The 24,776-nt window shown below is 54.7% G+C and carries 21 protein-coding genes; 3 read left to right on the forward strand and 18 right to left on the reverse strand.

Translation table 11 applies throughout. The annotated features are described in order from the left end of the window. The first annotated feature begins 26 nt into the window (after nucleotides 1–26). A complete protein-coding gene (locus LVD14_RS13040; protein WP_237134495.1) occupies nucleotides 27–845 on the forward strand; it encodes a DUF3108 domain-containing protein in 819 nt (272 codons plus the stop codon). A 56-nt stretch (nucleotides 846–901) separates the two neighbouring features. Here the strand turns inward: LVD14_RS13040 and LVD14_RS13045 are convergent, their stop codons facing one another. The 3 genes from LVD14_RS13045 to fliD form a co-directional block, all read right to left on the reverse strand. Continuing rightward, nucleotides 902–2,368 carry a sigma-54 dependent transcriptional regulator gene (locus LVD14_RS13045; protein WP_237134496.1) on the reverse strand — a complete coding sequence of 489 codons (1,467 nt, stop codon included), beginning with the start codon at nucleotides 2,366–2,368 and terminating at the stop codon, nucleotides 902–904. A 163-nt stretch (nucleotides 2,369–2,531) separates the two neighbouring features. Further along, complete coding sequence (fliS, locus tag LVD14_RS13050) at nucleotides 2,532–2,933, reverse strand: flagellar export chaperone FliS (RefSeq protein WP_237134497.1); 402 nt, start codon at nucleotides 2,931–2,933, stop codon at nucleotides 2,532–2,534. Nucleotides 2,934–2,961: 28 nt separating this feature from the next. Then, nucleotides 2,962–5,781: a flagellar filament capping protein FliD gene (gene fliD, locus LVD14_RS13055; protein WP_237134498.1), complete on the reverse strand. Its 2,820-nt coding sequence runs from the start codon at nucleotides 5,779–5,781 to the stop codon at nucleotides 2,962–2,964. A 258-nt stretch (nucleotides 5,782–6,039) separates the two neighbouring features. On the opposite strand from fliD, the gene LVD14_RS13060 reads away from it, so the two are divergent. Beyond that, nucleotides 6,040–7,062 carry a hypothetical protein gene (locus tag LVD14_RS13060; RefSeq protein WP_237134499.1) on the forward strand — a complete coding sequence of 341 codons (1,023 nt, stop codon included), beginning with the start codon at nucleotides 6,040–6,042 and terminating at the stop codon, nucleotides 7,060–7,062. Nucleotides 7,063–7,120: 58 nt separating this feature from the next. Here the strand turns inward: LVD14_RS13060 and LVD14_RS13065 are convergent, their stop codons facing one another. Next, complete coding sequence (locus tag LVD14_RS13065) at nucleotides 7,121–7,618, reverse strand: flagellar protein FlaG (protein ID WP_237134500.1); 498 nt, start codon at nucleotides 7,616–7,618, stop codon at nucleotides 7,121–7,123. Nucleotides 7,619–7,743: 125 nt separating this feature from the next. Next, nucleotides 7,744–9,846, reverse strand: coding sequence for a flagellin (locus LVD14_RS13070; protein ID WP_237134501.1), 2,103 nt, complete (start codon nucleotides 9,844–9,846; stop codon nucleotides 7,744–7,746). Between the two features lie 200 nt (nucleotides 9,847–10,046). Here LVD14_RS13070 and LVD14_RS13075 point away from each other — a divergent pair, with 200 nt between their 5' ends. Next, on the forward strand, nucleotides 10,047–10,448 hold the full coding sequence (locus LVD14_RS13075) for a flagellar protein FliT (RefSeq protein ID WP_237134502.1): 402 nt from the start codon (nucleotides 10,047–10,049) through the stop codon (nucleotides 10,446–10,448). A 76-nt stretch (nucleotides 10,449–10,524) separates the two neighbouring features. Here LVD14_RS13075 and flgL read toward each other — a convergent pair whose 3' ends face one another. The 13 genes from flgL to LVD14_RS13140 all read right to left on the reverse strand — a co-directional run bounded on the left by flgL (nucleotide 10,525) and on the right by LVD14_RS13140 (nucleotide 24,648). Then, entirely contained in the window at nucleotides 10,525–11,769 is a 1,245-nt protein-coding gene (gene flgL, locus LVD14_RS13080; RefSeq protein WP_237134503.1) for a flagellar hook-associated protein FlgL, read from the reverse strand. 2 nt (nucleotides 11,770–11,771) lie between these two features. After that, on the reverse strand, nucleotides 11,772–14,438 hold the full coding sequence (flgK, locus tag LVD14_RS13085) for a flagellar hook-associated protein FlgK (protein ID WP_237134504.1): 2,667 nt from the start codon (nucleotides 14,436–14,438) through the stop codon (nucleotides 11,772–11,774). Beyond that, entirely contained in the window at nucleotides 14,435–15,442 is a 1,008-nt protein-coding gene (gene flgJ / locus LVD14_RS13090) for a flagellar assembly peptidoglycan hydrolase FlgJ (RefSeq protein WP_237134505.1), read from the reverse strand. Before flgJ ends, flgK begins: the two co-directional genes overlap by 4 nt. Nucleotides 15,443–15,451: 9 nt before the next feature. Continuing rightward, nucleotides 15,452–16,513 carry a flagellar basal body P-ring protein FlgI gene (locus LVD14_RS13095; RefSeq protein ID WP_237134681.1) on the reverse strand — a complete coding sequence of 354 codons (1,062 nt, stop codon included), beginning with the start codon at nucleotides 16,511–16,513 and terminating at the stop codon, nucleotides 15,452–15,454. Between the two features lie 158 nt (nucleotides 16,514–16,671). Then, the gene (gene flgH, locus LVD14_RS13100) at nucleotides 16,672–17,340 is read right to left on the reverse strand and encodes a flagellar basal body L-ring protein FlgH (RefSeq protein WP_237134506.1); all 669 of its coding nucleotides are present in this window, start codon (nucleotides 17,338–17,340) and stop codon (nucleotides 16,672–16,674) included. Nucleotides 17,341–17,372: 32 nt separating this feature from the next. Then, nucleotides 17,373–18,158 (reverse strand): flagellar basal-body rod protein FlgG, encoded by a 786-nt coding sequence (gene flgG / locus LVD14_RS13105; RefSeq protein ID WP_237134507.1) that lies wholly within the window; start codon nucleotides 18,156–18,158, stop codon nucleotides 17,373–17,375. A gap of 106 nt (nucleotides 18,159–18,264) precedes the next feature. Then, entirely contained in the window at nucleotides 18,265–19,005 is a 741-nt protein-coding gene (gene flgF / locus LVD14_RS13110; RefSeq protein WP_237134508.1) for a flagellar basal-body rod protein FlgF, read from the reverse strand. Between the two features lie 35 nt (nucleotides 19,006–19,040). Then, nucleotides 19,041–21,095 (reverse strand): flagellar hook-basal body complex protein, encoded by a 2,055-nt coding sequence (locus LVD14_RS13115; protein WP_237134509.1) that lies wholly within the window; start codon nucleotides 21,093–21,095, stop codon nucleotides 19,041–19,043. A gap of 30 nt (nucleotides 21,096–21,125) precedes the next feature. Continuing rightward, nucleotides 21,126–21,806 (reverse strand): flagellar hook assembly protein FlgD, encoded by a 681-nt coding sequence (locus tag LVD14_RS13120; protein WP_237134510.1) that lies wholly within the window; start codon nucleotides 21,804–21,806, stop codon nucleotides 21,126–21,128. 7 nt (nucleotides 21,807–21,813) lie between these two features. Then, on the reverse strand, nucleotides 21,814–22,254 hold the full coding sequence (gene flgC / locus LVD14_RS13125; protein WP_237134511.1) for a flagellar basal body rod protein FlgC: 441 nt from the start codon (nucleotides 22,252–22,254) through the stop codon (nucleotides 21,814–21,816). A 2-nt stretch (nucleotides 22,255–22,256) separates the two neighbouring features. Further along, nucleotides 22,257–22,655, reverse strand: a complete 399-nt coding sequence (flgB, locus tag LVD14_RS13130) for a flagellar basal body rod protein FlgB (protein WP_237134512.1) — start codon at nucleotides 22,653–22,655, stop codon at nucleotides 22,257–22,259. A 208-nt stretch (nucleotides 22,656–22,863) separates the two neighbouring features. Continuing rightward, a complete protein-coding gene (locus tag LVD14_RS13135) occupies nucleotides 22,864–23,709 on the reverse strand; it encodes a CheR family methyltransferase (protein ID WP_237134513.1) in 846 nt (281 codons plus the stop codon). A 6-nt stretch (nucleotides 23,710–23,715) separates the two neighbouring features. Then, nucleotides 23,716–24,648, reverse strand: a complete 933-nt coding sequence (locus LVD14_RS13140; protein ID WP_237134514.1) for a chemotaxis protein CheV — start codon at nucleotides 24,646–24,648, stop codon at nucleotides 23,716–23,718. Between the last annotated feature and the right edge of the window lie 128 nt (nucleotides 24,649–24,776).

Consider the following 24,776-nt stretch of genomic DNA (forward strand, 5'->3'; position numbering starts at 1 on the left):
CCAACTAGTCTGAGGGAGCTAGATCTATGCGATTCGACGGCCGGGAACATCAACTGTCTCAAGCCCCGGGGGCTGTGCAGCTCAGGGCTGGCGGTGCCACATGGTGCTTGCGTGTATCGACCATCCTTTCAGGTCTGTTGCTGACATCTTCGCTGGCCCTTGCACAGGCACCGCTGCCAGCTCCGACCCCCTACACCGCCGAATACCGAGCCCGCTCGATGGGTCTCAGCACCGATGCGTACCGGGAGCTTCGGCAGCTCGAGAATGGCAATTACAACCTGCGCCACGGACTGGATCTGTCTGTGCTGGGTGCAACACTGATCAGCGTTGAAGAAAGCACATTGTTCGAATGGTCAGATCGGGGCGCCGTGCCGTTGGCTTACGGCTATCAGCAGGGCGGTATCCGCGACCGCGACGAAAGCATCAGCTTCGATTGGGCGGCAGGCTCTGCCGAACTGCGCCGCGATGAAAATCGCCAGCAACTGAGTCTGCCTGCAGGCATTCAGGATAATCTGAGCGTGACCGCACAAATGAGCGCCGAACTGCAGCGTCTGGCTGAAAGCGATGGCATCGAATCCGCACTGGGCACATCACTGCATTTCACCATGATCGACAGCCGTGAAATCGACCAGCATGAATATGCCCTGTTGTCTCTGGAGACTATGACAACACCAGTGGGAGAACTGCAGACACTGAAACTGGAGCGGGTGCGTGAACCAGACAGTGATCGAAGCACTGTCCTGTGGCTTGCTCTTGATTATGAGTTTGCCCTGGCCAGACTGGAACAGGTTGAAGATGGGACACGCACGGAGCTGGCCCTGACATCGATTACGATGGACCCCTGAGCCCTTGTGGCTGTCCGAGAGGGCGGCCTCAGTCAGTCAGAAAAACTTATCGGCTGTCAGCGTTGCAGATCATACTTGCGCATTTTCTCGACCAGGGTCGTGCGCCGGATATTCAGTCGGTCTGCGGCACGCGCAACCACCCCGCCACTATCATCAAGTGCCTGCTCGATCAGACTGCGCTCGAGATTGTTCAGGTACTCTTTCAGGTCCATGCCGTTAAGCGGCAACAGATGCGTATCGGCGCCGTTGATGCCGGGGATCGCCGCAATTTCTTCTGACACCGCCTCTGCAACTGAGATTTTTTGCTCGTCGGACAGCGCGGTTTCCTCAGCCAGCACCTCGTCCATCAGTTGACTGTCACGGAACTGGTGAGGCAGATCATGAACGCCAACTACACCATGCGGGTGCAATATCGCCATGCGCTCTACCAGGTTGGCAAGTTCACGCACATTGCCTGGCCAGGCATAGGAAGACAGCACTTTAATGGCAGCCGAATTGAAACGGACCGAGCCTCGCTTGCTGTTCTCCAGGCGCGAGATAAGTTCATTTAACAGATATGGGATGTCGGCGGAACGTTCACGCAGTGAGGGCATTTCGATCGGGAATACATTCAGACGATAGAACAGGTCCTGGCGGAATGTCCCCTCACTGATCATCGTCTCCAGATTACGATGGGTGGCCGCCAGAATGCGTACGTCAGTCTGCATGGTCTTGGTGCCACCGACACGCTCGAAACACTGTTCCTGAATAACGCGCAGCAGTTTGACCTGCATCGGCAGGGGCATATCACCAATTTCGTCCAGGAACAGCGTGCCGCCCTGAGCCAGTTCAAAACGGCCGACCCGTGTCGAGATTGCTCCGGTAAATGCCCCCTTTTCGTGACCAAACAGTTCACTTTCCAGAAGATCAGGCGGGATGGCACCACAATTGATCGGCACAAAAGGCTTGCTGGAGCGCCGGGAATTGGCATGCAGGTTCCTGGCAACAACCTCTTTACCCGTACCTGATTCGCCGGTAATCAGGACAGTCACTTCGGTGTTCGCCACCTGCGACATGATCTGGCGGATTCGCTGCACAGCCGGACTACTTCCTACCAGGCTGCGAAACATGTTGTAGTCGCGAACGTTGCCTATCTCACGCAGGCGATTATAGTGGTCGCCATAAACCTGTGCTTTATGGAGGGCATCCAGCATGGGCTGGTAGCTAAGGGGCATGGGTATGGTGGCGACGACCCGGTTTGACACCGATTCGGTCAGGTCAGGCATGGTCTGGTCACCGAGCAGCACAATTGGCAAGCCTTCATGCCAATCAATCAACTCCTGAAGCAGTACCTCCATCAAGCTCGGCTTGTAATGCCCGACCAGCACCAGCTTCAGCGCTTCGGGTCTGACCTGCAACTCTTCTACCTGTTGGGTCCAGCCAGCCCGCTGCACGTGAACGGGCTGCTCGCCCAGAAACTCCAGTACGATGCCCAGATCGTGGCCGAGTTTCTTGCTATCTTCTATTAACAATATTTGAGTCATGCATGCACCGGCCCGGTTGCCACAACCAAGAGCAAAAAGATCAGTACTCTTTGTACTTTGGCAAGGGCCTTGTAGATCATCTCATGTGTGAATTGCTCTCCCAGAGCAATTAGACACTGAGCGATTACTCGACGTCAAACATCATAAGGGGTCGATTGGGGGATCAATAAGCAGTTTTGCGAACTGGATCAATCTCTTCCCATGTTGTTTTGACATTTCGCATCAGGTCACTGACTTCGTCGATGATGGAAATATCGTTCTTGATGTTGGCTTCTAGCAGACGGCGCTGCATGTAGTCATAGAGACGGTCCATGTTTTCTGCGAACTCCGGTGCCTGGTTGCGATCCAGACTGCCCTGCAAGCCGCCGATGATATTGATTGCTTTGCCCAGCTGGCCTCCCTTCAGGGCGGCATCATGCCGTTCAATCGCGCCACGGGCCTTGCCAAGTCGTTCCAGTGCACCGTTCATCAACATCAGAATCAGCTGATGTGGGCTGGCCCCTTCTACGGAGCCAACATTGTTGACGCGCTGGTATTGGGCGATTGCGCTATTGGGTGAATACATTATTCCATCCTCGTCGGGTCAGATCAGGTTATTTTTTGCGATTTGGGGTCACCAACGCTTCCAGCATTGGCAACTGCGACTCCAGAAAACTGGCGGTGCTGTTGAAATTCGAGATAATGATGTCGTTAGCCAGAAACGAGGATTGCAGGCGGCGCTCGGTAAGCGCCAGTCGCTCCGCAAGATCAACGCGTTTTTCGGCGATGCGCTCAAGCTCGGCATTCAACGAATCACTTCGACCTGTCAGCACCCCATCACTACCCAGCATGGAATCAATCAGTGCTGTCAGTCGACTAGCGACGCCTCTGAAGTAGTCAACCGTGCCGCGATCGCCGACATCACCATCGGTTATGCGGATACGCAGCCCGGAGGCAGGATCGGCGTCTCCGCTGGCGGCAGCGCCGCTCTGGCCCGCTGCTCCGGCTCCGCTTGCAAATCCAAACACCGCCGCTGCGTTGCCCTCCAGCGTGGAAATGGTCACTGAAGAGTTCGTGCCCCGAGTTCCCGATGTCATTCTAAAGCCGCCCGTGTCGTTATCGTACGTCACTGACACTGACTTGCCCGCAGCTATCAGCGCGGGATCATTGTTGATCGCTGTCTGCAGCGTGTTGGCAACCGACGTGCTGCTGGTATTGGCGAGTACCCCCAGCGTGATCTCACCGGACAGCACACCATCCACTCGCAACCGGAACTTGTCGGCAGACGTGCTGGTAGAGAGGTCTCCATGCGCGGTATTGAGATAATAGCCGGCTGTCTCAGGCGTTTTGCTGGTTGAGGCAACCAGCACCTGTCCAGAACCCCGCGCTTCGACACCGTTGATCAAACCCGCGACATCTGTGCCACGGATAGAGGTAACCGGTTCCCCGCGGCCTTCGAATAAACCCAGACGTGTCGCGCTGGCAAGATTGATATCACTAAAGCTGATTTCATCACCAGCGCTTGCCGTCGAGAACACCAGTCGAGCAGTGTCGTCATCACTGTTGTATACATAGTTGACATTGACCGTAATGCCATCTCCGGCCAGCGCGGCATCAATCTGGGATTTTAGCGCGGCAGTCAATTCATCCGGGGTGTTGTAGGTGACTGGCGTACCAGCGTCACCAGGCAAGGTCAGCACACCGGTAGTGGCTCCATTGATCGTGACACTGTATTGGGTCTCGCTGTCCACCAACAGTGGCGTATTGAACATAGAGCTGCTCTGTCCATCGCTGGTGGTCAGCGAGCTCAACTCCAGCCCCTGGTAGGGACCCTGCCCCTCTTTGACAAGGCCCAGCGTTGCAGCTGTAGCCGAGTCAACCTCAATAATGCGGATGACCGACTCACTGCCAAAACGGTTGGAGGTCATTTCAAAGCGAGATTCATCGCTATTGTAAGTGACGGTGACCGAATTCGCAGAGTCAATCAGGTCGCTGCTGCTGTTTATCTGGCGTTGCAGTTCCTCAGCCAGAAGTTCTGCCGTGGCGTAAGTGCCCTCGGCCAGATCGATGCTGACTTCACGGTTGTTTACAAAAATATTGAAGCTGTTATTGGCATCAGTAATGTCGATATTGCCTGCCGCCAGAGCTGATACGCCTATGCCCTGATAGCGTCCGGCCTCTGCCATGCGCGTAATTTCCAGGCTGTAACTTCCCGGCTGGGTTGCACTGCTGGCCGAGACGTAGGAGACGTTTTCGTCGCTGGGGATGCCCGTTGTGGCAAACAGAGCGGTGATTGCCTTGGGGTCTGCCTGGAACGCGTCCTGGAAGGTGGAGCGGTCAAACTCCATCATGTACTCGTTGAACTGATTCGTGGTCACACCGACTTCGGCCAGAGAGCCATAGGTGGAACCCAGCGTAAACGAACGCAGTGTAGAGTTGACCTGGCTCATGATGGTGCGGATTCCACGATCACCCGTCAATACGCTGCCCTGGCCATTTTCACCGGCATCCGGATTAAAAGCGGTCAGCACATCCGTCATGGTTTTTAGTGCATTGTAGCTGTCGACAACGCCCTGCACCTTGTCCATCAACTCTGTCGGGTCTTTGCTGATCGACAGGGTGGCCGGGCCAGTAGAGACGCCCTTCAGGTTTAACGTTACACCAGGAATGACACCACCCACGAGGTTGCTGTTGCGGGTGATCGCCAGACCGTTTACCGTAAACTCGGCGTCCTGGGCCAGCTGTGTCTGCTGCATATCCTGGCTGCCCAGGTTGTAATTGAAGGCATCCAGAGAAGCGGAACCCGAGGCGGTGATTTCAAGGCTGTTGTTGGCGCCGCCGTCGCTCGATGTAAACAGCAAACGAAAACCTGTGCCATCATCAACTATGGTCGCCTGAACACCGATTTTGGCTTTGTTTACCGCGTCACGGATGCCTGCCAGTGTATTGTTGCTGCTGTCGATGGTGATCGAGCGGGACTGCTTGGCCGGATTGACTGTGAAGCTCTGGTAGGCGCTTGCCCCATCGAACTCTGTTGTGCCAAAACGGAATGTCAGGCTACCTACCCCGATAGCCTCCGTGGTGGATGCGTAACTCTGGGTTGCCAGTGTGTGCTGCTGGGCGAGCTTCTGTACATTGATGTTGTAGTTACCATCCGCCGCGACACTGCTGGCGGTTGCAGTGAGCACCGATTCGTTGCTGCTGACGGCCTGGCTGGCGTTGAAGGCAGACACGCTGTTGAGCTGTTTGATAGAGGTATTGAAGGTGGCCAGCATGCTGCTGACCTCGCCAAATGCCGACAGCCTGGCTTCGGCAATGTCCTGGTCGCGATCCAGTCGTGCAGTGGCAGGCGCGCGCTCTGCCTCGACCAGCTGATCCAGCAGATCGCTGGTGAGTAGTCCAGAACCGATACCCAGAGACTGAATTGTTGCCATATGTACAAAGCCGTTTTAATTGCGGTGCGTTTGTTGATCCTGAGTCGTGCAAAGCAAATTTCACGCCAGCTGCCTCAGGCCCGCCAACACAGGCGAATTACTTCTTATGTCGACCTGCTGCGGAGAATCTTGACCTTGGTAGCGGCAAAACCTTGCCGCCAACTGACAGGTCAATGTGCTGGTCAGGCAGGACAGTCAGGGATTGTGACTGAATCCACATAGGGCTAGAATCTCAGCCTCGACCTAGGAGAAGAAGCTATGTTCAATAGACCCTACACCCTCGCCTGCACTGCGGTATTGTGTGCTGCACTGCTGCCCTTCGGCGCCCTGGCGCAGGAAGATGATTATGTGGTACCGCGCACCTGGGATGGCGCACCTGATTTGCAGGGTGTCTGGCGAAACGCCACTGTCACACCGCTGACCCGTCCCCGCGAGCTGGGCGAACGACGTGCCTACACCCGCGAGGAAGCCTTCCAGCTGGAGCGCGCTGCGCAGCAGGAAGTTGAAGAAGATAACGAACCCCTGGATCCCAATCGCCCGCCGCCTCCGGCTGAGGACCTGCCACCTGTCGGTAACTACGACCTGTTCTGGACGGATCGGGGCATGTTCATGCCGACCATCGACGGCGAATACCGCACCTCCATCATCATTGATCCACCCGATGGTCAATTGCCCGGATACACTGAAGAATTCATGGCGCAGCGCGCCCGCGAACGGGCTACCGGGCCGGATCCCTTTGATGGTCCCGAAGGACGCGGTGTCGGCGAGCGCTGCCTGCTGGCATTTGGCTCCAACTCCGGGCCACCCATGCTGCCGGTGATGTACAACAGCCACTACCAGATCGTTCAGTCTCCAGGTTATGTAGTGATCGTTGTAGAAATGGTCCACGATGCGCGTATCATCCCCATCCAGGATGACCATGATCCGCATGCTGAAGTAATGGACAAGTGGATGGGCGACTCCATCGGTCGCTGGGAGGGTGACACGCTGGTAGTAGAGACCCAGCATTTTAACCCTTGGCAGAGCTTCCGTGGTGCCTCAGAGAATCTGAAGGTGACGGAACGCTTCCGACGGGTTGCCGATGGCAAGATCATCTACTCTTTCACTGTGGATGATCCGACCGTGTTCGAGTCCAGCTTCACCGGTGAACTGGCGCTGACTGCGTATGATGACCCGCTGTACGAGTACGCCTGCCACGAAGGCAATTATGCCCTGGCCGGTACACTGGCAGGCGCGCGCCTGGCAGAACAGGAAGAACGCGAGGCTGCGCAGGAGGACTGAGGTCCCCTGCCGCCGCCCCGGCGCACTAATCAGTATCCCGACCGGGATCAAATGAAAATCAAACCTGGGTTTTAAACAGCGAGATGGACTCTTCGGAGTCCAGCTTGCGCGCCAGCTCCAGGGCTTCCTGCGAATCAAACTGACGCAGCACCTGGCGTGACTCACGATCAACCACAGTCACCGAGGGCTCCAGACTTTCTGCATCGATATCAAATATCAAATCGCGCTTTACCGTCTGCACGTACTCATTAAGGCGCGTGACAGCGCGTTCCAATGCCTCATCGTCGGCAAGTGGTTCATCAGCTGTAGATGGGTCTGTCGACCTTGCTGGACGGCTCTGGGAGCGATTTTCGCTGTCTCTTGAAGTATTGTGTTGCTGGCCGGACGGATTCTCCTGTTGACGTTTGTGCTGACCAGAAGATTCTTCGTCGTATTTGTCCTGCAACGGGTTGTGGGAAGGGTTGGCATCAAGGTCGTTGTCCACCGTTTCCACGGACTTGACCTTATCCCTGGCCACCAAAGCGGGCTGGAATCGGGTAATACTGATCTCACTCACAGCACATCTCCCAAACTCGCTCCACGTCCTTTACGTTACCCGGGCACAAAAAAGTCCGCCCGGCTTCTACCGTATTATCGGTAGTCACCGGGCGGACTTTAGGGTCTCAGCTTACTTTTTGAGAATTAACCCAGAAGCTGCAGAACCTGCTGGCTGGAAGCGTTAGCCTGGGCCAGCATGGATACACCAGCCTGCTGCAGAGCCTGGTTACGGGCCAGGTTAGCTGCTTCAGCCGCGAAGTCCGCGTCCTGGATACGAGAGTTGGCAGCTGAGAACTTCTCGGAAGTTGCTGACAGGTTCTCGATAGTGGCTGCGAAGCGGTTCTGTACCGCACCCAGCTCGGAACGTGCCTGGGTGATTGAACCCAGCGCGTTGTCAATGGCCGCCAGCGCGTCAGTTGAACCCTGCTGTGTAGACAGGTCAACTTCATTGAGGAACTGACCCGCTTCGGCACCACCGAAGGAACCAGCTTCAAAGCCGAGAGATTCCAGTGCCGCATTACCGTTGGTACCGCCAGCGACAGTGAACTCACCAGCTGATTTCAAAGTTACGGTACTGTAAGTTGTATAACCATCGGTTGTAGCCGCGGTCAGGTCGCTTACGCCCTCTGCGTTGGCAGTGTCGATACCGAATACGTCGATACCTACGCCAGTGTCGTTATCGTAAGCCATGACGATGTTGCGACCATCAGCAGCTGTCAGAGTCAGACCAGAACCGTTATCTTCTGCCACGACCCCGGTAGATCCAGCAACCGCATTGATTGCACTGATGGCATTGGCGCGGTTGGCTTCGGCAGTACCGCCGTCTGTCAGCGTAATCGCCACGCCATTCAGCTCCATGGAGGCATTGCCTGCGCTGTAAGATGCGCTGGTGCCTTTGATGACGTTTGCGTTGGCTTCAGCAGTGACACCAGTCTCGGCAGAAGACCTGTTGATCGCAGCAGCAATTGCAATAGCCGACCCTTCTTTCGCGCTGGAGCTAGCAGCAGCAACCGAAGACGTGTCATCGGTGGCAACAGCAGCGCCGATACCGACACCGTTGATGACCAGGTCACCAGCTTCCAGTGTGGTGGCAGCACTGGTAGCACCTGTCTGAAGACGTGTCTCTGTGCTTGTTGCAGCCACAGATGCATCGTAAGTGCCTGTCTTCAGGCCTGCATTTGCTGCTGCGTTGTTTCCACCGATGGTGATTTCATCCACGCCAGCATTTGCTACCAGAGTGTATCCACCTTCGTAGGTAGCAGCCGACGCCAGGCCGGTAGCTGCTGCAGTCACGGTAGTGAGCGTCAATGCAATGTTACGACCATCGTCGGCGACCAGTTGAACACCTTCGGCATCTTCGCCAGTATCAACAGCGCGCACACCAGTCAGACCGGACTGAGCGTTGATGGCTTCAACGACGGAAGCACGCGTCGCAGTTGTGTCTGTTGTTGTGGTAATGCTGATGGAGGTGCCGTTAATTGAGATACTGCCGGACGCGTTAGCGCCAGTCATGGAAGTACCAGCGACCAGGTTTTCATCGACCACCGCAGTAACACCAGACTGTGCAGACACTGCGTTAATTGCAGCAGCTTTAGAGATGGCACTGGCAGAGTTGCCGGACGTTGACAGAGAGTCGTCAGACGCTTTGCTGGCCCCAACAGCCACACCATTGATAGTAAGGTCACCAACAGCTAATGCATTGTCAGTTGCTGTCGCGGTCACACCATTCTTGTCCGATACACCCAAGGTGTCTGTAGTCAGCTTGCCGATGGAAACATTGATTGTTTCACCAGCATTGGCACCAACCTGGAAGTTGGAGTTGTAAGAGCCGTCCAGCAGCTTTACACCGTTGAAGTTTGCAGTGTCAGCAACACGGCCTACTTCAGCGATCAGTGCCTGGGCTTCTTCGTTCAGCAGCTGACGGTCAGCGTCAGAGTAGGAACCGTTAGCGGACTGTACTGCCAGTTCACGCAGACGCTGCAGTGAGTCGGTCATGGAGCCCATGCTGGCTTCTGCAGTTTCCGCCAGAGAGATACCGTCGTTTGCGTTACGTACTGCAACGTTCAGACCGTTGATCTGTGAGGTGAAACGCGTAGAGATCGCCAGACCGGCGGCGTCGTCTTTTGCGCTGTTGATACGCAGACCTGAAGAAAGACGCTCGAGAGCCTGGTTGGTACCAGCCTGTGAGCTATTCAGGTTTCGCTGCGCGTTAAGTGAAGCAATGTTGGTATTGATGACTTGAGCCATGCTTGTTTACTCCTGAGTTTACACATTAAAACCGGACCGCATATCACCGCGTTCAAACCGCTCACTGCTATGCGTTACCCGGTTTAACGACACGGAAAAACAAAGCTTTAGGCACTATTCAACAAATTTTTCGGGTTCGACAGAAATTTTTTTTCTTTAGAATTTTTTTCTGTTATTGTGAATGGTGTTAACAAAACCTTGTGCCCACCTCTACGCCAGAGCCCAATAATCGCAGTCAGCGCCCACTACTCAACATGACCAGCCAGCACGAAATAGACCTTAAGAAACAAAAGCTTGCATGGCACGACATACTCGACATATCGAGCCGACTGCTGTCTCTCGCGGAGCAGAATAACTGGCAACAACTTGATACATTACACACGTTGCGCGACAAAAAACTGGAGCGATTTTTTAGCCAGACGATTGCCGTCGAACTGGTAGAAATTATCCAGCAAGACATCAAAAAAATTCAGGAACAGGATCGCCACATCGTGCAATTGCTGGAATCGAAGCGAGATGCACTGGGTGACGAAGCGCGTAATCTGAACCAGATGAAACGGCGCCTTAACGAGTATCTATCGGCGGATAACAGAAAACTTTAGCACCCGGCTGATTCAGGAGTTGAACAGCCGGGCGTCTGGGATAATATTAGGAGTCGTGAAGGCGAATCTCGCGGCCTTAGAGCATATTGAACAACGACAGCCGTGTAATTTTAGTAAATGTGGCCTGGGCCGCCTCCAGCACAAAGGTCTGCTGTGTCAACTGACTGATAGCCTCCGCGTAATCAAGGTCTGACAGCTCGGACAAGGTAGTCCGTACCACTAATTCAAAGTCTGCATTGCTCGACTTTGCTGCCTCTACCTGATTGAGGCGAGAACCAACGGCAGCCCGCGTATTCAAGAGCTTTTCCTGCGCGTTACCCAGATTGGCGATTGTGTTCTCAATGGAGCTCGCCAGTATGACGCGATCACTCGAACTATCGCTCAATCTACCCAAGTCCTCAACAAACTCTTCAAGCCCTTCTAACAAACCTTTGCGGGCGGTTGACTCAAGCAGAAATGTATCACCAACCGAGGGGCGGCCTTCGACTATCACCTGAGCGCCCTTAATATTGATGGCCTGCCCAGGTTGAAACCGCACATTCTGACTCAAGACTCGGCCATCAGAAATCTGTTTGACAGTGTAATTCATGCCAGGTGGCACCACTTCACTATTGGGTCGAAACTCAATGGTGACACTTTCCGGATAAAAGCTGTTGAACTGCTCCTGATCAACAATCAATGGCTTGCTGATGGAGGCAGGTGGTTGCGCCTGGTTGCCTTCTCCAGCGCGGGAAACTGCAGAAGGAGTTGCCCCCGGCACATCCATAAATACTTGATAGCCGGAGTCATTGGCGGCTATCGAAGTGACCGGACCCGCCTGAATAAATCTTTGCCCCTGATCACCCTTATAGTCAAAGCGACCGTCAGGTCCTTTTACAAACGGCTGTGTCTTGCCCTGATAGCCGGCAAACAGAAACTCACCGTTGGAATCTCTCGCATTCATTTCCTGCGCCATGGCGTCGATCACTGACTGAAGCTCAGTGGCGATATATCCACGCTCATTCGCACTGATAGCGCCATTTCCAGCTGAAGCCACCAGTTCCTGCGCTCGCTGAATCAAGTTACTGACACCCCCCAGTGCGACTTCCTCTCGCTCCAGTCGGCTTTTTAACGTTGAAAGGCTGTTGTTGTACTTCTCCAGACCCGCCAGCTCCTGATTTAACTGCAGAATCCTGGTTGAAGCAATCGGGTCATCAGCTGGTGTCAGCACGCGTTTTTGCGTGGCTATTTGCTCCTGTGTTTTGCTCACCGCCTTCTGCACGTCCAGCATCGGGTTTAGCGCCCGCGTAAACAACTGACCGGTTGATAATCGATAGCTCATGATTACATTCCCAACAATGTATCAAAAAGGTCACGGGCCAGAGTAATCAAACGTGCTGACGCGTTGTAATGTTGTTCCAGCTGAATCAATCGGGCGGCCTCCTCCTCAAGGTTAACGCCAGAAACTGATAGAGAAGCATCCATGGACTGGCGCAGCATGGATTCACTGGCGTCCACATTAACGCGTGCCTGGCTGGTCAGAATACCGACACGCTCGGCGAGCTGACCGTATACATTCTGATAGTTCTGTGTCCCATTGCCCAGTATGGTTTTATCCTGCAGTGACAGCATCTGAGAGCCGTTTCGATTATCGGCTGTACCGTCACTGTTGTAGGCGATCATGAACCGGTCGCCGGCCCGAGGCTGCCCTCCGGGACCGTTACCGCTGGTCATAACCAGTTGAATGCCTGAGTAGTTGGATTTGGCTTCCGGTGCCAGTCCAAACAATCCATTGGCCTGGCTTGAGGTCAGCTCGGTATTGGCATCCAGCCGAACTTCTATCGTACCGCCAATGGTGACATCAACAGGTGTGCCGGCAGGCGCGACCAACGCGGCACTCTCTCCCATTCGCAGCGAGCCGGTGCCATCAACATTAAAATCAAAGTCCTCGCCGCTGGTGCCATAGACGCGTAATGAAGTGCCATCGCTTTTTGCATAAATGCCCTGCGCCTGCAAAGCTGGATCATTGTTGATTCGGTCTCGCAGAAAATCTGGCGTCAACGGATCAGGAACAGCTACCGGCTGTGCTGCACCTGGCGCGGTCCAGTTGACATCTGTCAGCTCGGCACCATTCAAGTTGATCCGCAGGGGGTTGCCCGGCGTGCCTGACTGAAAATCTGTCAATTCAATATAGGTGTGTGCCGAAGCCTCGACACCATTCAGACTTGACAGTCGTGCTGCGATGCTTGCGGCTGACTCGTTGACTGCCAGCGACAATTGTTGCTCTTTAATGAATCCAGTATCCGGATCTATTGTCTGAATCCGAAGTGTTTCACCTGGGTAGCCATTATTGGTGCTGCCAAGCTGTAGTTGTGCCGTCGCAGCGCCCTGTGAAACGACGGTAGTGCCATCGGGTGTCGACGGCAGCATCACATTGTTGGCGCCTGGCGTAAACGTCAGGTTGGTTAATGGCGGGTCAAGCGGCACCGGGTTCGCCGGGTCAGAGTAATCCAGCACATCATAGGTTGTTGCTGAAGTGAATCTGACCATCATCGGCGGGCTTAATGAGCCGCCTTTTGTGAATGACGGTGTGTCTATCGAATTTACCAGAGTAGCAACTACTTCTGCGCCGCCCCGGTTTGCAACTGAGGTACTGGTTTTCACGGGCGAGGCAAAGGCGAACTCCTCTGCTCGCGCAATCTGTACGTTAAAAGATTTAACAGCGTTGCTGACAGGTCGGATCAGGAAGCTGTCGCGCTGCTGGAAGGTTCCACCATCAACATTGATGCTGAACCCGTCATCCACTTTAAGAACCTGCGGAAACGTCGAACTGAGCATGCCTGACATCATCACCTTGTCATCAGACAGACGTTTCAGCACATACTGCCGACCGGAACCGGGAAAGCTCAGTTCATAATCGCTGCTGTTGAGTTTGCTGACGTCATCAATAGTGACACTGAGCTCACGATCCGCGGGTGGGCGATTTTCAGGTGAAGCCACGACGCGTCCGGCTGCAACAGTCGGATGATTGATATCGGTAAAAATGTTGCCACCGAGACTTCCCTCCAGATCCATACCAAGCTGGTTCTGCTCATTCAATTTTGCCGCCAGACCGGTAGCCAAAAGACCAACCGAGCCCAGCGCTGGTTGCAGTGCGTCCTCACGAAAACGCAGCAATCCACCGACACTGCCTCCGCTCAACAGATAGGTAATGTTCTGGGAGTCAACCTTATTTGATATAGCCAGGTCGAACTGCGTGGGGTCAGGTTCGCCGGGTACTGCCCGTAGCTGAAAACTGTTGGTACCAGCAACCAGTGGCTGCCCTTGACCTATGTAAATATCGAGACCGCCTCCCTGTCTGGCTGAGGTTGTCACGTTGACATAGGAGCCCAGCTCGCGCACCAGCAGATCCAGCTTATCCAACAAATCATTGGGCGCACCAGATTCAAAAGTGGCATCACCAATTGACTGGTTCAGGGCCGCGATCTGACGTCCAAGGGCGGTAATGTTTTCTGCCGCGCCCTGCAGCTGTTTGTTCACGGCAATCTTCTGCTCTTGAAGTCGCGCGTCAACTGACTTGAAGCCCGCTGACAGCTGTTGCGCCTGCGTCAGCAACAGCTCACGTCCCAGCATGGAACCGGGCTCATTGACTGACTCATTCAAGGCATCAAAGAACTGATTCACATAGCTGGACAGGTTGGTCTGTTCGGAGGCCAGCAGATTGTTTATCTGGGTTACATTGGTCAGATAGGTTTCCGAGTCGCTCAGGCTGCCAACATCACGCAGCACCTGATCCACCAGATACTTTTGCGAATTACGCACGATCTCATCGACAGCGACACCTGTACCAATAAAACCGGCGGCTGTTCGAATGGGCTGATTCGTCGACTGATTGACCGACTGGCGGCTGTAGCCTTCCGTGTTGGCATTAACAATATTGTGACCGGTGACCGACATGGCGGTCTGGTTCAGGCGAATACCGGTAATGGCTGTATTCAGCAGCGTACTCATTCTGCGTTCACCTCAAAGGATGACGAAGCACGATAGGAAGCCACATTCAGCACCGGGCTTTGCATGACGCGATTAATTTTGTCAGCGTACAGAGGATCTGTAGCGTACCCGGCTTCCTGCAGGTGATGTACAAAGCGTTCTGGCTGGGCAGCATGTTCAACCGCCTGACGATAGCGTGGCTGGGCCTGAAGCAACTGTACGTAGTCGTCAAAACTATCCTGATACGAGTTGTAGGCGCGGAATCCAGCATTCTCCCGCTGCATGACACCGTCACGGAACTCCAGAGTGCTGACCGACACTGAGTCACCAGACCAGCTGCCACCTGATTTGATGCCAAACAGGTTATAGCTTGGCTTGCCATCAGCGCCGGTTATCATCTTCTGACCCCAGCCTGTTTCCAGAGCAGCCTGGGCAATCAGCGCACGCGGATCGGCACCCAGCTGGGCAGCCGCTTTGCGGGCCATCGGCATCAGGGTCTCAACGAAGTGTGCCGGGCTGTCAAACCGGGCCGGTGCACTCGGAACCTTGACGGTAGCTGCGCTCACCGCTGGTTTGAGTTCACGCACAGACATGGCGATCGGCGTCTGGAGCTCACGATTAGCGGCAGCAGTCACTCCAGGCTCAACAGTAGCACGGCGGCGCCAGTCGTCATTCATAGGTTGCTCAGCGGTCCTGGCTGCGTCAGGGATATATCGTTCCATCATTTGACGGTGCAGTGCGTCGGCCAGACCAACACCACCGCTGGTTGCCATATGCAGTGCCACCTGCTGGTCCATGTTTTCGCGGTGAAACTTCATTTCGTTACTGTTCATGAAGTTGTCAGAGAACAAAGCATCCTCTCCTGCCCGCATGCCCTTGAGCATCATGCCAAGGAACATCGCTTCAAACTGCTGCGCGACCGCACGCAGGGCCTCGGGAGAATCCTCCTTGCCCACGCGATTGATGGCATTCAGCCCGTTAAGGTTGGTGAAAACCGATGCATCTGACAGGTTCATGGCGGTCATGTCAGGCCCTCAGATCACGACCAGTTCGGCGCGCAGTGAGCCGGATTGTTTCAGGGCTTCCAGGATGGCCGCCAGATCTCCTGGCGCCGCACCCACGGCGTTGATGGCCTGCACGATGTCTGACAGCGTAGTGCCGGCATCAAACAGGAACATGCGGTTGTTTTCCTGCTCAACGGTAATGTCCGACTGGGGCAAAACAACTGTTTCTCCATCACCAAAGGGAGCGGGCTGACTGACGGCGAAACCTTCAGAAATAGTGACGCTCAGGCTACCGTGTGTGATAGCAGCAGGTGACACACGTACATGTTCACCAATCACGATAGTACCTGTACGCGAATTAACAATCACACGCGCCGGCGCGTCGCCCTGATCCACCTGAATATTCTCCAGCTCTGACATGTAGGCCACACGAGATTGGCTGTCAGCGGGTGCACGCACCTGAATCGATACGGCGTCGATGGCAGAAGCAGTGCCCTCCCCCATGAAGTCGTTGATCGCCTTGGATACACGTCGCGCCGTGGTGAAATCAGCGCGCTTGAGGTTAAAGGTGATGTGATCGCCACTGTTGAACGCGGTCTGCACTTCTTTGACCGTCATGGCGCCACCAGGAATACGTCCCACACTGGGGATATTGATGGAGATGCGTGAACCATCAGCACCCTCGACACCAAGACCACCAACAATCAGATTTCCCTGAGCAGTGGCGTACACTTCGCCATCCATGCCCATCAGGAAGGTGCGCTCCAGCGTGCCGCCACGGAGACTATCGGCATTGGCCAGGGACGAAACAGTGACATCAATCTGTTGACCGGGCTTGGCGAACGGGGGCAGCTCTGCCTGAACGGACACCACCGCCACATTGCCCAGCTGAAAGTTTTGACCCTGCGGAATTGGAATACCGAACTGATCAAGGTACGCGCGAAACGATTCAGCAGTGAACGGTGCCTGTGTCGTCTGGTCACCCGTACCATCAAGGCCAGTCACCAGACCCACGCCTACCAGCTGGTTGGCCTGCACGCCCTGCAGGTCGGCAATATCCTTGAGCCTGTCGGCCTGCGCCGGTGCTACCATAACTGTCTGCAGCACAATCACCAGGCTCAGCGCAACATGGCTGATACGAGCCAGAGTATTTTTAGTACGTTTTGTCTGCACAGCTGCCTTCCTGTCTGTAAAAATCTGTGTGAGCAACATGGTCTGCTTAGTCCTGTAGAGTCTGTTTCAGGCACCGCTTAGAGCGGCCACCACTTGCTGACAAAAAACTTGCTCAGAAGGCCCGGTTCATTCGCATCGGCCAGTGTGCCTGTGCCACTGTAGGCAATGCGTACATCGGCGATACGGGTTGAGGGCACACTGTTGTCTGAAGCGATATCTTCTTTGCGAACCAGCCCACTGATGCGGATGTATTCAGCGCCGCGGTTCAGTTGCAGCCACTTTTCACCACGCACTTCCAGCAAACCATTTGGCAGCACATCAGTCACTGTGACTGTGATATTGCCAAACAGCTGGTTGCTCTGATCGCTGTTTGAAGATCCATCAAACTCAGCACTGCCTCCAAGCGATGAGTTAGTGTCTATATTGGTGCCAAACAGGGTCATGTCTGCCACTGTATTGCTGCTGTCACGGCTGAAGGAGGTGCCGGCAGATTTACTGGCTGTGGTTGATTCGTTCAGGTTGATAGTCAATACATCACCCAGTCGGTAGGCGCGGCGCTGATACAGGTTTGTCGCGGTGGCTGCCTGATAAATTGATCCGTTGACAGGTGCCTGCTCACGATGCTCGCCTACCCAGACAGGCGCGTAGCGTGGATCGTCCGGTGCCGGTGGTTGTGGCATTTGAACCACGCAGGCGTTCAGTGCCATCAAAGCAAACAGTGCAACTATCAGACGATGTGTTTTCATAGCGTTTCTCTCAAGCCCTGAACATTAACGGTTTACAGATTCTGCGTGACGAACTGCAGCATCTGATCAGCAGTAGAAATAACCTTTGAGTTCATTTCGTAAGCTCTCTGCGTCGTGATCATGTCGACCAGCTCTTCAACCACTTCCACATTGGAGCTTTCCAGTGAGCCCTGCTCAAGCGTACCCATGCCGTTCTGGCCTGGTGCTGCCTGCTGCGGGTTACCACTGGAAACAGTCTCTGCATACAGATTGCCGCCCAGCGCCTGCAGGCCGGCCGGATTAACAAAGTCCACCAGATTCATGTTGCCGATGTTAGAGGTGGTTGCCTGCCCCGGGAGTCGCACACTGATAACACCATCGTCACCAATGGTCAGGCTTTGCGCATCCTGTGGAATGGTGATCCCTGGCGCGACCAGGAAGCCCTGTGAGGTCACCAGTTCACCGTTGCCATTCATATGGAACTGGCCATCACGGGTGTAGGACGAGCTGCCATCAGGCATGATGACTTCAAAAAAACCACGCCCATTGATGCCCACGTCCAGCGACTCACCGGTAGTCTGCAGGGAACCCTGGCTGAACAGCTTCTGGGTGCCGGCAACCTTGACACCGGTACCAATCTGCAGACCAGATGGCAGTTCGGTATTCTGTGTAGAGTTGGCACCTGGCTGACGCTGGATCTGATACAGCAGGTCTTCAAAAACCACACGATCCTTTTTGAAACCATTGGTCGCAACGTTGGCCAGGTTATTCGATACAGTGGCCAGGCGGGTGTCCTGGGCACTGAGGCCGGTCTTGGAAACATAAAGTGCTGCGTGCATGTTGTTTACTCCTGAGCTGTCGCCCCTGTGGGCCCGTTGTGCTCGTATTCTGTCGCTGGCGTTACTGCCGTTTTTTTGCCGTCTTTAGCGCGTCGTTACTTTTCTATTACTGTATCTGCAAAAGCCGTGCCGAACTTTCAGAATTCTGCTGAACTGTCTGCATGAACTTCACATTCATCTCGTAGTTGCGCGCCAGGCTGATCATCTCAACCATGGAATCAACCACATTGACGTTGCTGCCCTCCAGATAGCCTGAGACCAGCTCAACCTGCGCATCTGCAGGCGTATCGCCGCCATCGATGCGGCGCATCAGACCATCGGTCCCCTTGACCAGCTCCTGCGGCTGAGGGTTAACCAGCTTGATGCGATCGATCGCAGCAAGAACCTGTGCACCCTGTCCCAGTTCACGAACCGAGACCGTACCATCGGCACCAAACTCAACATTCTCATGCGGCGGCAATACCACGGGACCATTGTTGCCCAGCACCGGCAAACCACTGCCGGTCAGCAGCTCACCGAACACACCCAGTTGCAGGTCGCCAGCGCGTGTGTAGGCTTCACTACCATCTGGTGCCAGCACGGCAATGTAGCCTTCTCCTTTCACTGCCATGTCCAGCGAATTGCCTGTCTGCTGCAGTGGCCCGCGGGTAAAGTCAGTGCCAGGATTTTCAGTCATGCTGTAAACCCGTGACGGCATGCCAGGCCCGTAGACTGCCATGGAGCGCGCCTGCGCCAGATCTGCCTGAAAACCGGTGGTGCTGGCATTAGCCAGGTTGTTGGCATGAATGGTCTGCGCCTGCATTGCCTGCGAGGCGCCAGTCATACTCAGATAAAGTGCTCTGTCCATGTCAATCTCCGGTTTTCAGGCTTTACTGCCAGTAATTACAGGTTGATGATGGTCTGGGTTGCGTCATCGGTGGCAGAGATGATCTGCGCTGCCGCCTGGTAGTTGCGCTGAGAGATAATCAGCTGTACCAGCTCGGTCGGCAGGTCAACGTTGGAGTCTTCCAACGCGCCTGACTGAATCGCACCCAGACCTGCTGTGCCGGCACCCGACACTGAAGCGGCACCAGACTCACTGGTCTCAGCAAACTTCGTGCCACCCAGGTTTGCCAGGCCGCTGGCGTTGGCAAAATTGGCCAGTGCCACCTCACCCAGTACCTGTGACTGACCATTGGAGAATCGTGCAGACACCAGACCTCGTGTGTTGACTTCCAGACCTGTCAACTGACCCTTGGAGAAACCGTCCTGGTTGTTTGACTGAACCGAGAAGTCACCACCGAAAGCTGTCATGGAGGACAGGTCAATTCGGAAGTTGGAGTTAGTGGTCTGATCAGACACGTTGGCGTTGCCTGGGACCGGACCGGCACCAATCCGACGACCGGACTGATCTACCGGGTACCAGTTGGTAATTTCGATAAATTGCTGGTTGGGGTCGAAACGACCAGTGTCATCGAAGCGCAGATCAAAACGCGCCAGTACCGGGTCACCCGTGGAGGAGTTTGGATCGTAGCCGATATTGCGGCCATCAATCTGGAAGTAGACACTCCACAGGTTGGTGTCGCCCGTATCATCCGGTCGCTCTTTGACAAAGTACATGGCCAGCGAGTGCTGGGTACCTACCGAGTCGTAAATCGAAATCGCGGTGGAGCGATAGTAGGTTTCCGGGTTTCGTGGATCGAACTGGTTGGATTCGAATGCGGTTCCTGTCAGCGCATCTTCGGCAGAAATATCACCAAAAATCGTGAAGGCATCTGATGGATCAACCGGGTTGCCTTCGAGGTCTTCGTCGGTGGTCCGCAGTGATACGTTTTCGTCCAGTGTGAACTCAACAAAACCACCCATGGTCATGATGTCGTTCGCTGACAGGTTGACCACTGTAGGTACGCCGACTGGGGAGAACGCGCCGGTTGTTGCATCGCGTGTGGAACCTTCAAAACTCAGCGCACCGCTGGGGTTGCCACCCGCGTTGATGCGAATATCAGCACCGGTAGAATGCGTTACCCGCACGCGTGTACCATCAACTGTGGCCTGCAGGTTATTCAACAGGGCGTTGATTTTGTTGGCCAGATCCTGAAGCGGGTTGGTCGCTGTCAGATCGACCACAATATCCCGGCCATTGATGGCAAAACGCATCTGACCATCCGCATCCGCGCCGTCCTGCAGGTTACTGATATAACCCACTGTGGTACCCACAGCCGCCACACCTTCTACGCCAGCGAACTGCTGTGCCACAGCGTTGGCCGATGCACCAGCTGCAATATCAAGCTGCTGGGTTTCACCACTGGGCGTGCGGACAATAAGGCTGGTCGCCGTGTAAGGGTTAAGCTGATCACTGGGATCGCTGTCTGGGGAAATCATGGCACCGTTCAATCGCGGCTGGCTGCTGTTTCCGCCATTGGAGATGTAGGTAGATCCGATAACGGCAGACGGCATGGCCGCCGCATCAAGGTTGATTTCACTTTCAACCAGCGTTGTTGCGCGTGGCTGCAGTTCGCCAGTTGTTACGCGCAGGTCGGTCAGCGGACCACCGCCCGTTGCCTGACCGGATTCAGAGGGTGCGAAGCCCTGCAGACGTTCACCGGTATTGGTCACGACGTAACCAAAACGGTCAGTACCGAATGCGCCGGCTCGCGTGTAGGCAGTACCTGACTCACCTGACAGAATAAAAAAGCCTTCGCCGTTGATGGCCAGGTCAAGTGTATTTTCGGTAAAGCTGATGTTGCCCTGGTTAAAACTCTGCTGGATACCCTGCAAGGTAACACCACTACCCTGCTGAGTGCCGCCGCCACCCAGAACCGATGCTGCGTATACGTCACCAAATACCGCCTTGGAACTCTTGAAGCCGTTGGTTCCGGCGTTGGCGATGTTGTTACCGGTGACGTTAATTTCCTGCTGTGCGGCGTTAAGCGCACTCAAACCGATATTAAAGCTCATCTGACACCTCGCTGATTAATTACTGTTCGTTTAGTTGATTTGCAAAATTTCGGACATCGACCGCGGGCCGACGCCGGCCAGGTTCAATGTCAGTGAACCGGATTTTTCTATCGTGACGCTGTTGACGTTGGCACTCAGGTAGGTGGGTACCTGCTCTGTTATGCCGTTACGGCTTACGCTTAATTCAAAACTGTACTTGCCGGGCGGGAAACGTTCATCGTTGGCATCTGTACCCGTCCAGAAAAACTCCTGCCGACCATCAGACTGTTCCCCGAGAGCGAATTGATCAACGATGTTGCCACGCGTATCGTAAACACGCAGCGTGGCTGACTGGGCACCGCCATCAAAATCAGCCAGGACACTGATTGCCCCGCTTTCACCCAACTGCGTGGTGTTTGTTTTCACGTGCACAGGACGACCTACCAGCGACGTTGCCTGCAGGTGCTGGGTGGACTGGAAAGCAGACGAGAACTGCTCGAAACTCTGTGTCATCTTCTGGGCTTCTTCCAGAGAGGAAAATTGCGCCAGCTGGGAAATAAATTCGCCGTTATCCTGGGGGTTGGTAGGATCCTGATTCTCCAGCTGAGCAATCAGCAATCGGAGAAACTCATCGCGGCCCATCTCATTTTTCTTTTTAGGTTCTTCCTGGTGACCATAGTCAGAAAGGATTTTGTTTAGCGCATTGCCACCGGCACCATTGATTTCCATCATCGTCTCCTTATGCCTGACCCAGCGTCATCACGCGCTGCATCATCGTGCGCGCGGCTGACATCACTTCAACGTTAAGCTGGAAGGAACGTGAGGAGGAGATCATATTGGTCATCTCCTCAACGATGTCTACATTGGGGTAGTAGACATAACCGTCTTCGTTGGCCATTGGGTGACCTGGCTCATGGCGGGCCTGCAGCGGACGGGCGTCTTCAACCACACCCGCAACACGAACACCGACCGCTGCCTGCTGACTGTTCATCGGACCAAACGGGTCCTGCATGGCGGCAGTCATCATCGGTGCAAACACGGCATGGCGCGCCCGATAGGTCTGGTCGGCACTGCTGGCGGCGCTGTTGGCATTGGCCATGTTGCTGGCTGTTGTGTTCAGCCGCAGTGACTGCGCGCTCATGCCTGAGCCGGCGATATCAAACACCTGCGTCAGATTCATGCTTATTCTCCTTTCAGGGCTTTCTGCAGCCCGGTGAATTTACTGTTCAAAAACTGGAATGAAGCCTGGTGCTCCAGAGCGTTGCGGGCGAAAGCAGCATTTTCGACCTGTTCATCAACAGTGTTGCCGTCCAGAGAAGGCTGTGATGGAACGCGGTACATCTGCTCAGCAGAAGCCATGGCGGGCAGCCCGCTGATGTGGCGGCTGTGGGTGCGGGTAATGTCTACACTGCGTCCGGCGCCACTGGCTTCGGCCAGAAGTGCGGAAAAATCCATGTCACGCGCTTTGTATCCGGGCGTGTTGGCATTGGCTATGTTATTGGCAAGCAGCGCCGTACGCTGGCTGCGCAAGGTAAGCGCCTGTTCGTGCATGCCGAGGGCATTTGAAAAATTGATGGCCATGGGTCGCTCCACTGATTGCATTTGGCTTTTCTGGAGCTAGTGTGAGCAAATCCCGTGCCAGAGATTATTTTTTAATTATTACAGACACTTAAATCATTATTGCCGAAGTAACGGCAAAACATTGCCCAACAGCTTTGCCGGTTGGCGGCAAGATGTCGGCCAGGAAGAGGAAATCGAGGAGTTGGTGAATTAAATCACTGAGTGACGATCAACTACGGTAAACGCTGGTATTGGTGCTGACACGTTCCATCGTGTAGAGACCGTTCAGAGCACCTGGCAGCGATTCGGAAGCACCGAGCATAAGATAGGAGTTGGGATTCAGCGACCCATGCATACGCCGCAGGATGTCGGCCTTGAAGTCAGCCGCGAAATAGATAAGCACGTTGCGACAGAAAATGATGTCAAAGCGCCCCAGGCCCGCATAGTTATCCTGCAGATTGAGTTGTTTGAAGGAGACGCGCTGTCGAATCGAATCCTTCAATTTGTACCGCCCGCCCGCCAGCTCATCAAAGAACTGCCGCCGACGCGCCTCGCTCAATCCACGACTGACACTCAAACCGTCGTATTCGGCCAGGCGGGCACTGTTCAGCACGGTCATGGAGATATCAGTAGCGATAATTTCGGGCTCGCGCATCAGTGCACCCGGATTCCTTGCCTTGAATTCATCAATGATCATGCTGATTGAATACGGCTCCTGCCCGGACGAGCACGCGGCCGACCAGATGCGCAGACTGGGACGCTTCTCTTCAAGCACCAGCCGCGGCAGAATGACATCCCGAAGTGTGTCAAATGGGGCGATGTCGCGAAACCAGAAGGTTTCGTTGGTGGTCATCGCATCGATAACCGCCTCCTTGAGATGCGGCACAGTACCCTGATGGATGCGTGACACCAGCGAAGTCAGATTGGCGAAACCATGCTGCTCCATGATGCGGCGCATGCGGTTGGCGACCAGGTACTGTTTGTTTTCGCCCAGCACGATGCCGCAGGCCTGACTGAGAAAGGTCCTGAAAGCCTGGTAGTCGGCATCACTGAACTGTGGTGACTCGTGCGTCATCGTGTGTCAGGCGGCTGGCTGGCGCAGCTCCAGTTGCTTCAGAACTCGCTTGGCAAGCTCATCCGGGTGGAATTTAGCCAGAAAATCGTCGGCGCCTACCTTTTCCACCATGGCCTGGTTAAACACACCACTGAGTGATGTATGCAACATGACATGCAGTTTGCCCATGTCCGGATGGTTCTTGATTGAGGCCGTCAGCGTGTAGCCATCCATCTCCGGCATCTCGATATCGGAAATAACCAGGATGTACTTATCAATGGGATTGATCCCCTCGTTGATCAGACCACGCAGATGATTAAGCGCCTGCTTGCCATCATTGAGTACCACCGTCTGCAGACCCAGCGCTTCGCAGCATTTGCGGATCTGCGCGCGGGCAACGCTGGAGTCATCAACAATAAGCACCGTATTCAGTTCGGTTCCGCGTTTGCCACTGTCAATCAGGGCATCGCTAAGACCCACGGTGGCAGGCGATACTTCGGCCAGGATGCGCTCTACATCAAGAATCTCGACCAGCTTGCCTTCCACCTCGGTAACCGCTGTCAGGTAGTGCGCTCGACCGGAACCCTTGGGGGGTGAACAGATGGCCTCCCAGTTAAGGTTGACGATACGGTCGACTCCCTGCACCAGAAACCCCTGCACCGAATTGTTGTATTCAGTGATGATAATGAAGCACTTGTCCACATCCTGCAGCGGACGTCCACCGGTAGCCGCATTAAGATCCATGATGGAAATGGTGCGGCCACGTACGTAAGCAACGCCGCGCACCACATGACTGCTGTGCGGCAGCACGCTCAGCGGTGGGCAAGGCAGCACCTCTTTGACTTTGAATACGTTGATGCCGTAGACCTGTCTGCCGTTGAGTCGGAACATCAACAGCTCCAGACGGTTCTGGCCAACCAGCTGGGTTCGTTGGTTAACACTGTCCAATACGCCTGCCATCTCAGTCTCCTGCGGTGTAGATTCGCTAATGTAGCGGGCCTGAGCCCTGTCTTTTCTTTATATCGACAGGATGTCGAGTTTCATAAGTGCAAAAATTGATACACGCCATGAAGCTGCTGACAATGCCT

The sequence above is a fragment of the Pseudohongiella sp. O18 genome, assembly GCF_021729085.1.
In the GTDB taxonomy this organism is placed as follows: domain Bacteria; phylum Pseudomonadota; class Gammaproteobacteria; order Pseudomonadales; family Pseudohongiellaceae; genus Pseudohongiella.

Bases quoted from the DNA above. Each gene is read 5' to 3' on its own strand.
- LVD14_RS13040 (WP_237134495.1), top strand. From the start codon at position 27: ATGCGATTCGACGGCCGGGAACATCAACTGTCTCAAGCCCCGGGGGCT.
- LVD14_RS13045 (WP_237134496.1), bottom strand. From the start codon at position 2,368: ATGACTCAAATATTGTTAATAGAAGATAGCAAGAAACTCGGCCACGAT.
- fliS (WP_237134497.1), bottom strand. From the start codon at position 2,933: ATGTATTCACCCAATAGCGCAATCGCCCAATACCAGCGCGTCAACAAT.
- fliD (WP_237134498.1), bottom strand. From the start codon at position 5,781: ATGGCAACAATTCAGTCTCTGGGTATCGGTTCTGGACTACTCACCAGC.
- LVD14_RS13060 (WP_237134499.1), top strand. From the start codon at position 6,040: ATGTTCAATAGACCCTACACCCTCGCCTGCACTGCGGTATTGTGTGCT.
- LVD14_RS13070 (WP_237134501.1), bottom strand. From the start codon at position 9,846: ATGGCTCAAGTCATCAATACCAACATTGCTTCACTTAACGCGCAGCGA.
- flgL (WP_237134503.1), bottom strand. From the start codon at position 11,769: ATGAGCTATCGATTATCAACCGGTCAGTTGTTTACGCGGGCGCTAAAC.
- flgK (WP_237134504.1), bottom strand. From the start codon at position 14,438: ATGAGTACGCTGCTGAATACAGCCATTACCGGTATTCGCCTGAACCAG.
- flgJ (WP_237134505.1), bottom strand. From the start codon at position 15,442: ATGACCGCCATGAACCTGTCAGATGCATCGGTTTTCACCAACCTTAAC.
- LVD14_RS13095 (WP_237134681.1), bottom strand. From the start codon at position 16,513: ATGGTAGCACCGGCGCAGGCCGACAGGCTCAAGGATATTGCCGACCTG.
- flgH (WP_237134506.1), bottom strand. From the start codon at position 17,340: ATGAAAACACATCGTCTGATAGTTGCACTGTTTGCTTTGATGGCACTG.
- flgG (WP_237134507.1), bottom strand. From the start codon at position 18,158: ATGCACGCAGCACTTTATGTTTCCAAGACCGGCCTCAGTGCCCAGGAC.
- flgF (WP_237134508.1), bottom strand. From the start codon at position 19,005: ATGGACAGAGCACTTTATCTGAGTATGACTGGCGCCTCGCAGGCAATG.
- LVD14_RS13115 (WP_237134509.1), bottom strand. From the start codon at position 21,095: ATGAGCTTTAATATCGGTTTGAGTGCGCTTAACGCCGCACAGCAGGAA.
- LVD14_RS13120 (WP_237134510.1), bottom strand. From the start codon at position 21,806: ATGATGGAAATCAATGGTGCCGGTGGCAATGCGCTAAACAAAATCCTT.
- flgC (WP_237134511.1), bottom strand. From the start codon at position 22,254: ATGAATCTGACGCAGGTGTTTGATATCGCCGGCTCAGGCATGAGCGCG.
- flgB (WP_237134512.1), bottom strand. From the start codon at position 22,655: ATGGCCATCAATTTTTCAAATGCCCTCGGCATGCACGAACAGGCGCTT.
- LVD14_RS13135 (WP_237134513.1), bottom strand. From the start codon at position 23,709: ATGACGCACGAGTCACCACAGTTCAGTGATGCCGACTACCAGGCTTTC.
- LVD14_RS13140 (WP_237134514.1), bottom strand. From the start codon at position 24,648: ATGGCAGGCGTATTGGACAGTGTTAACCAACGAACCCAGCTGGTTGGC.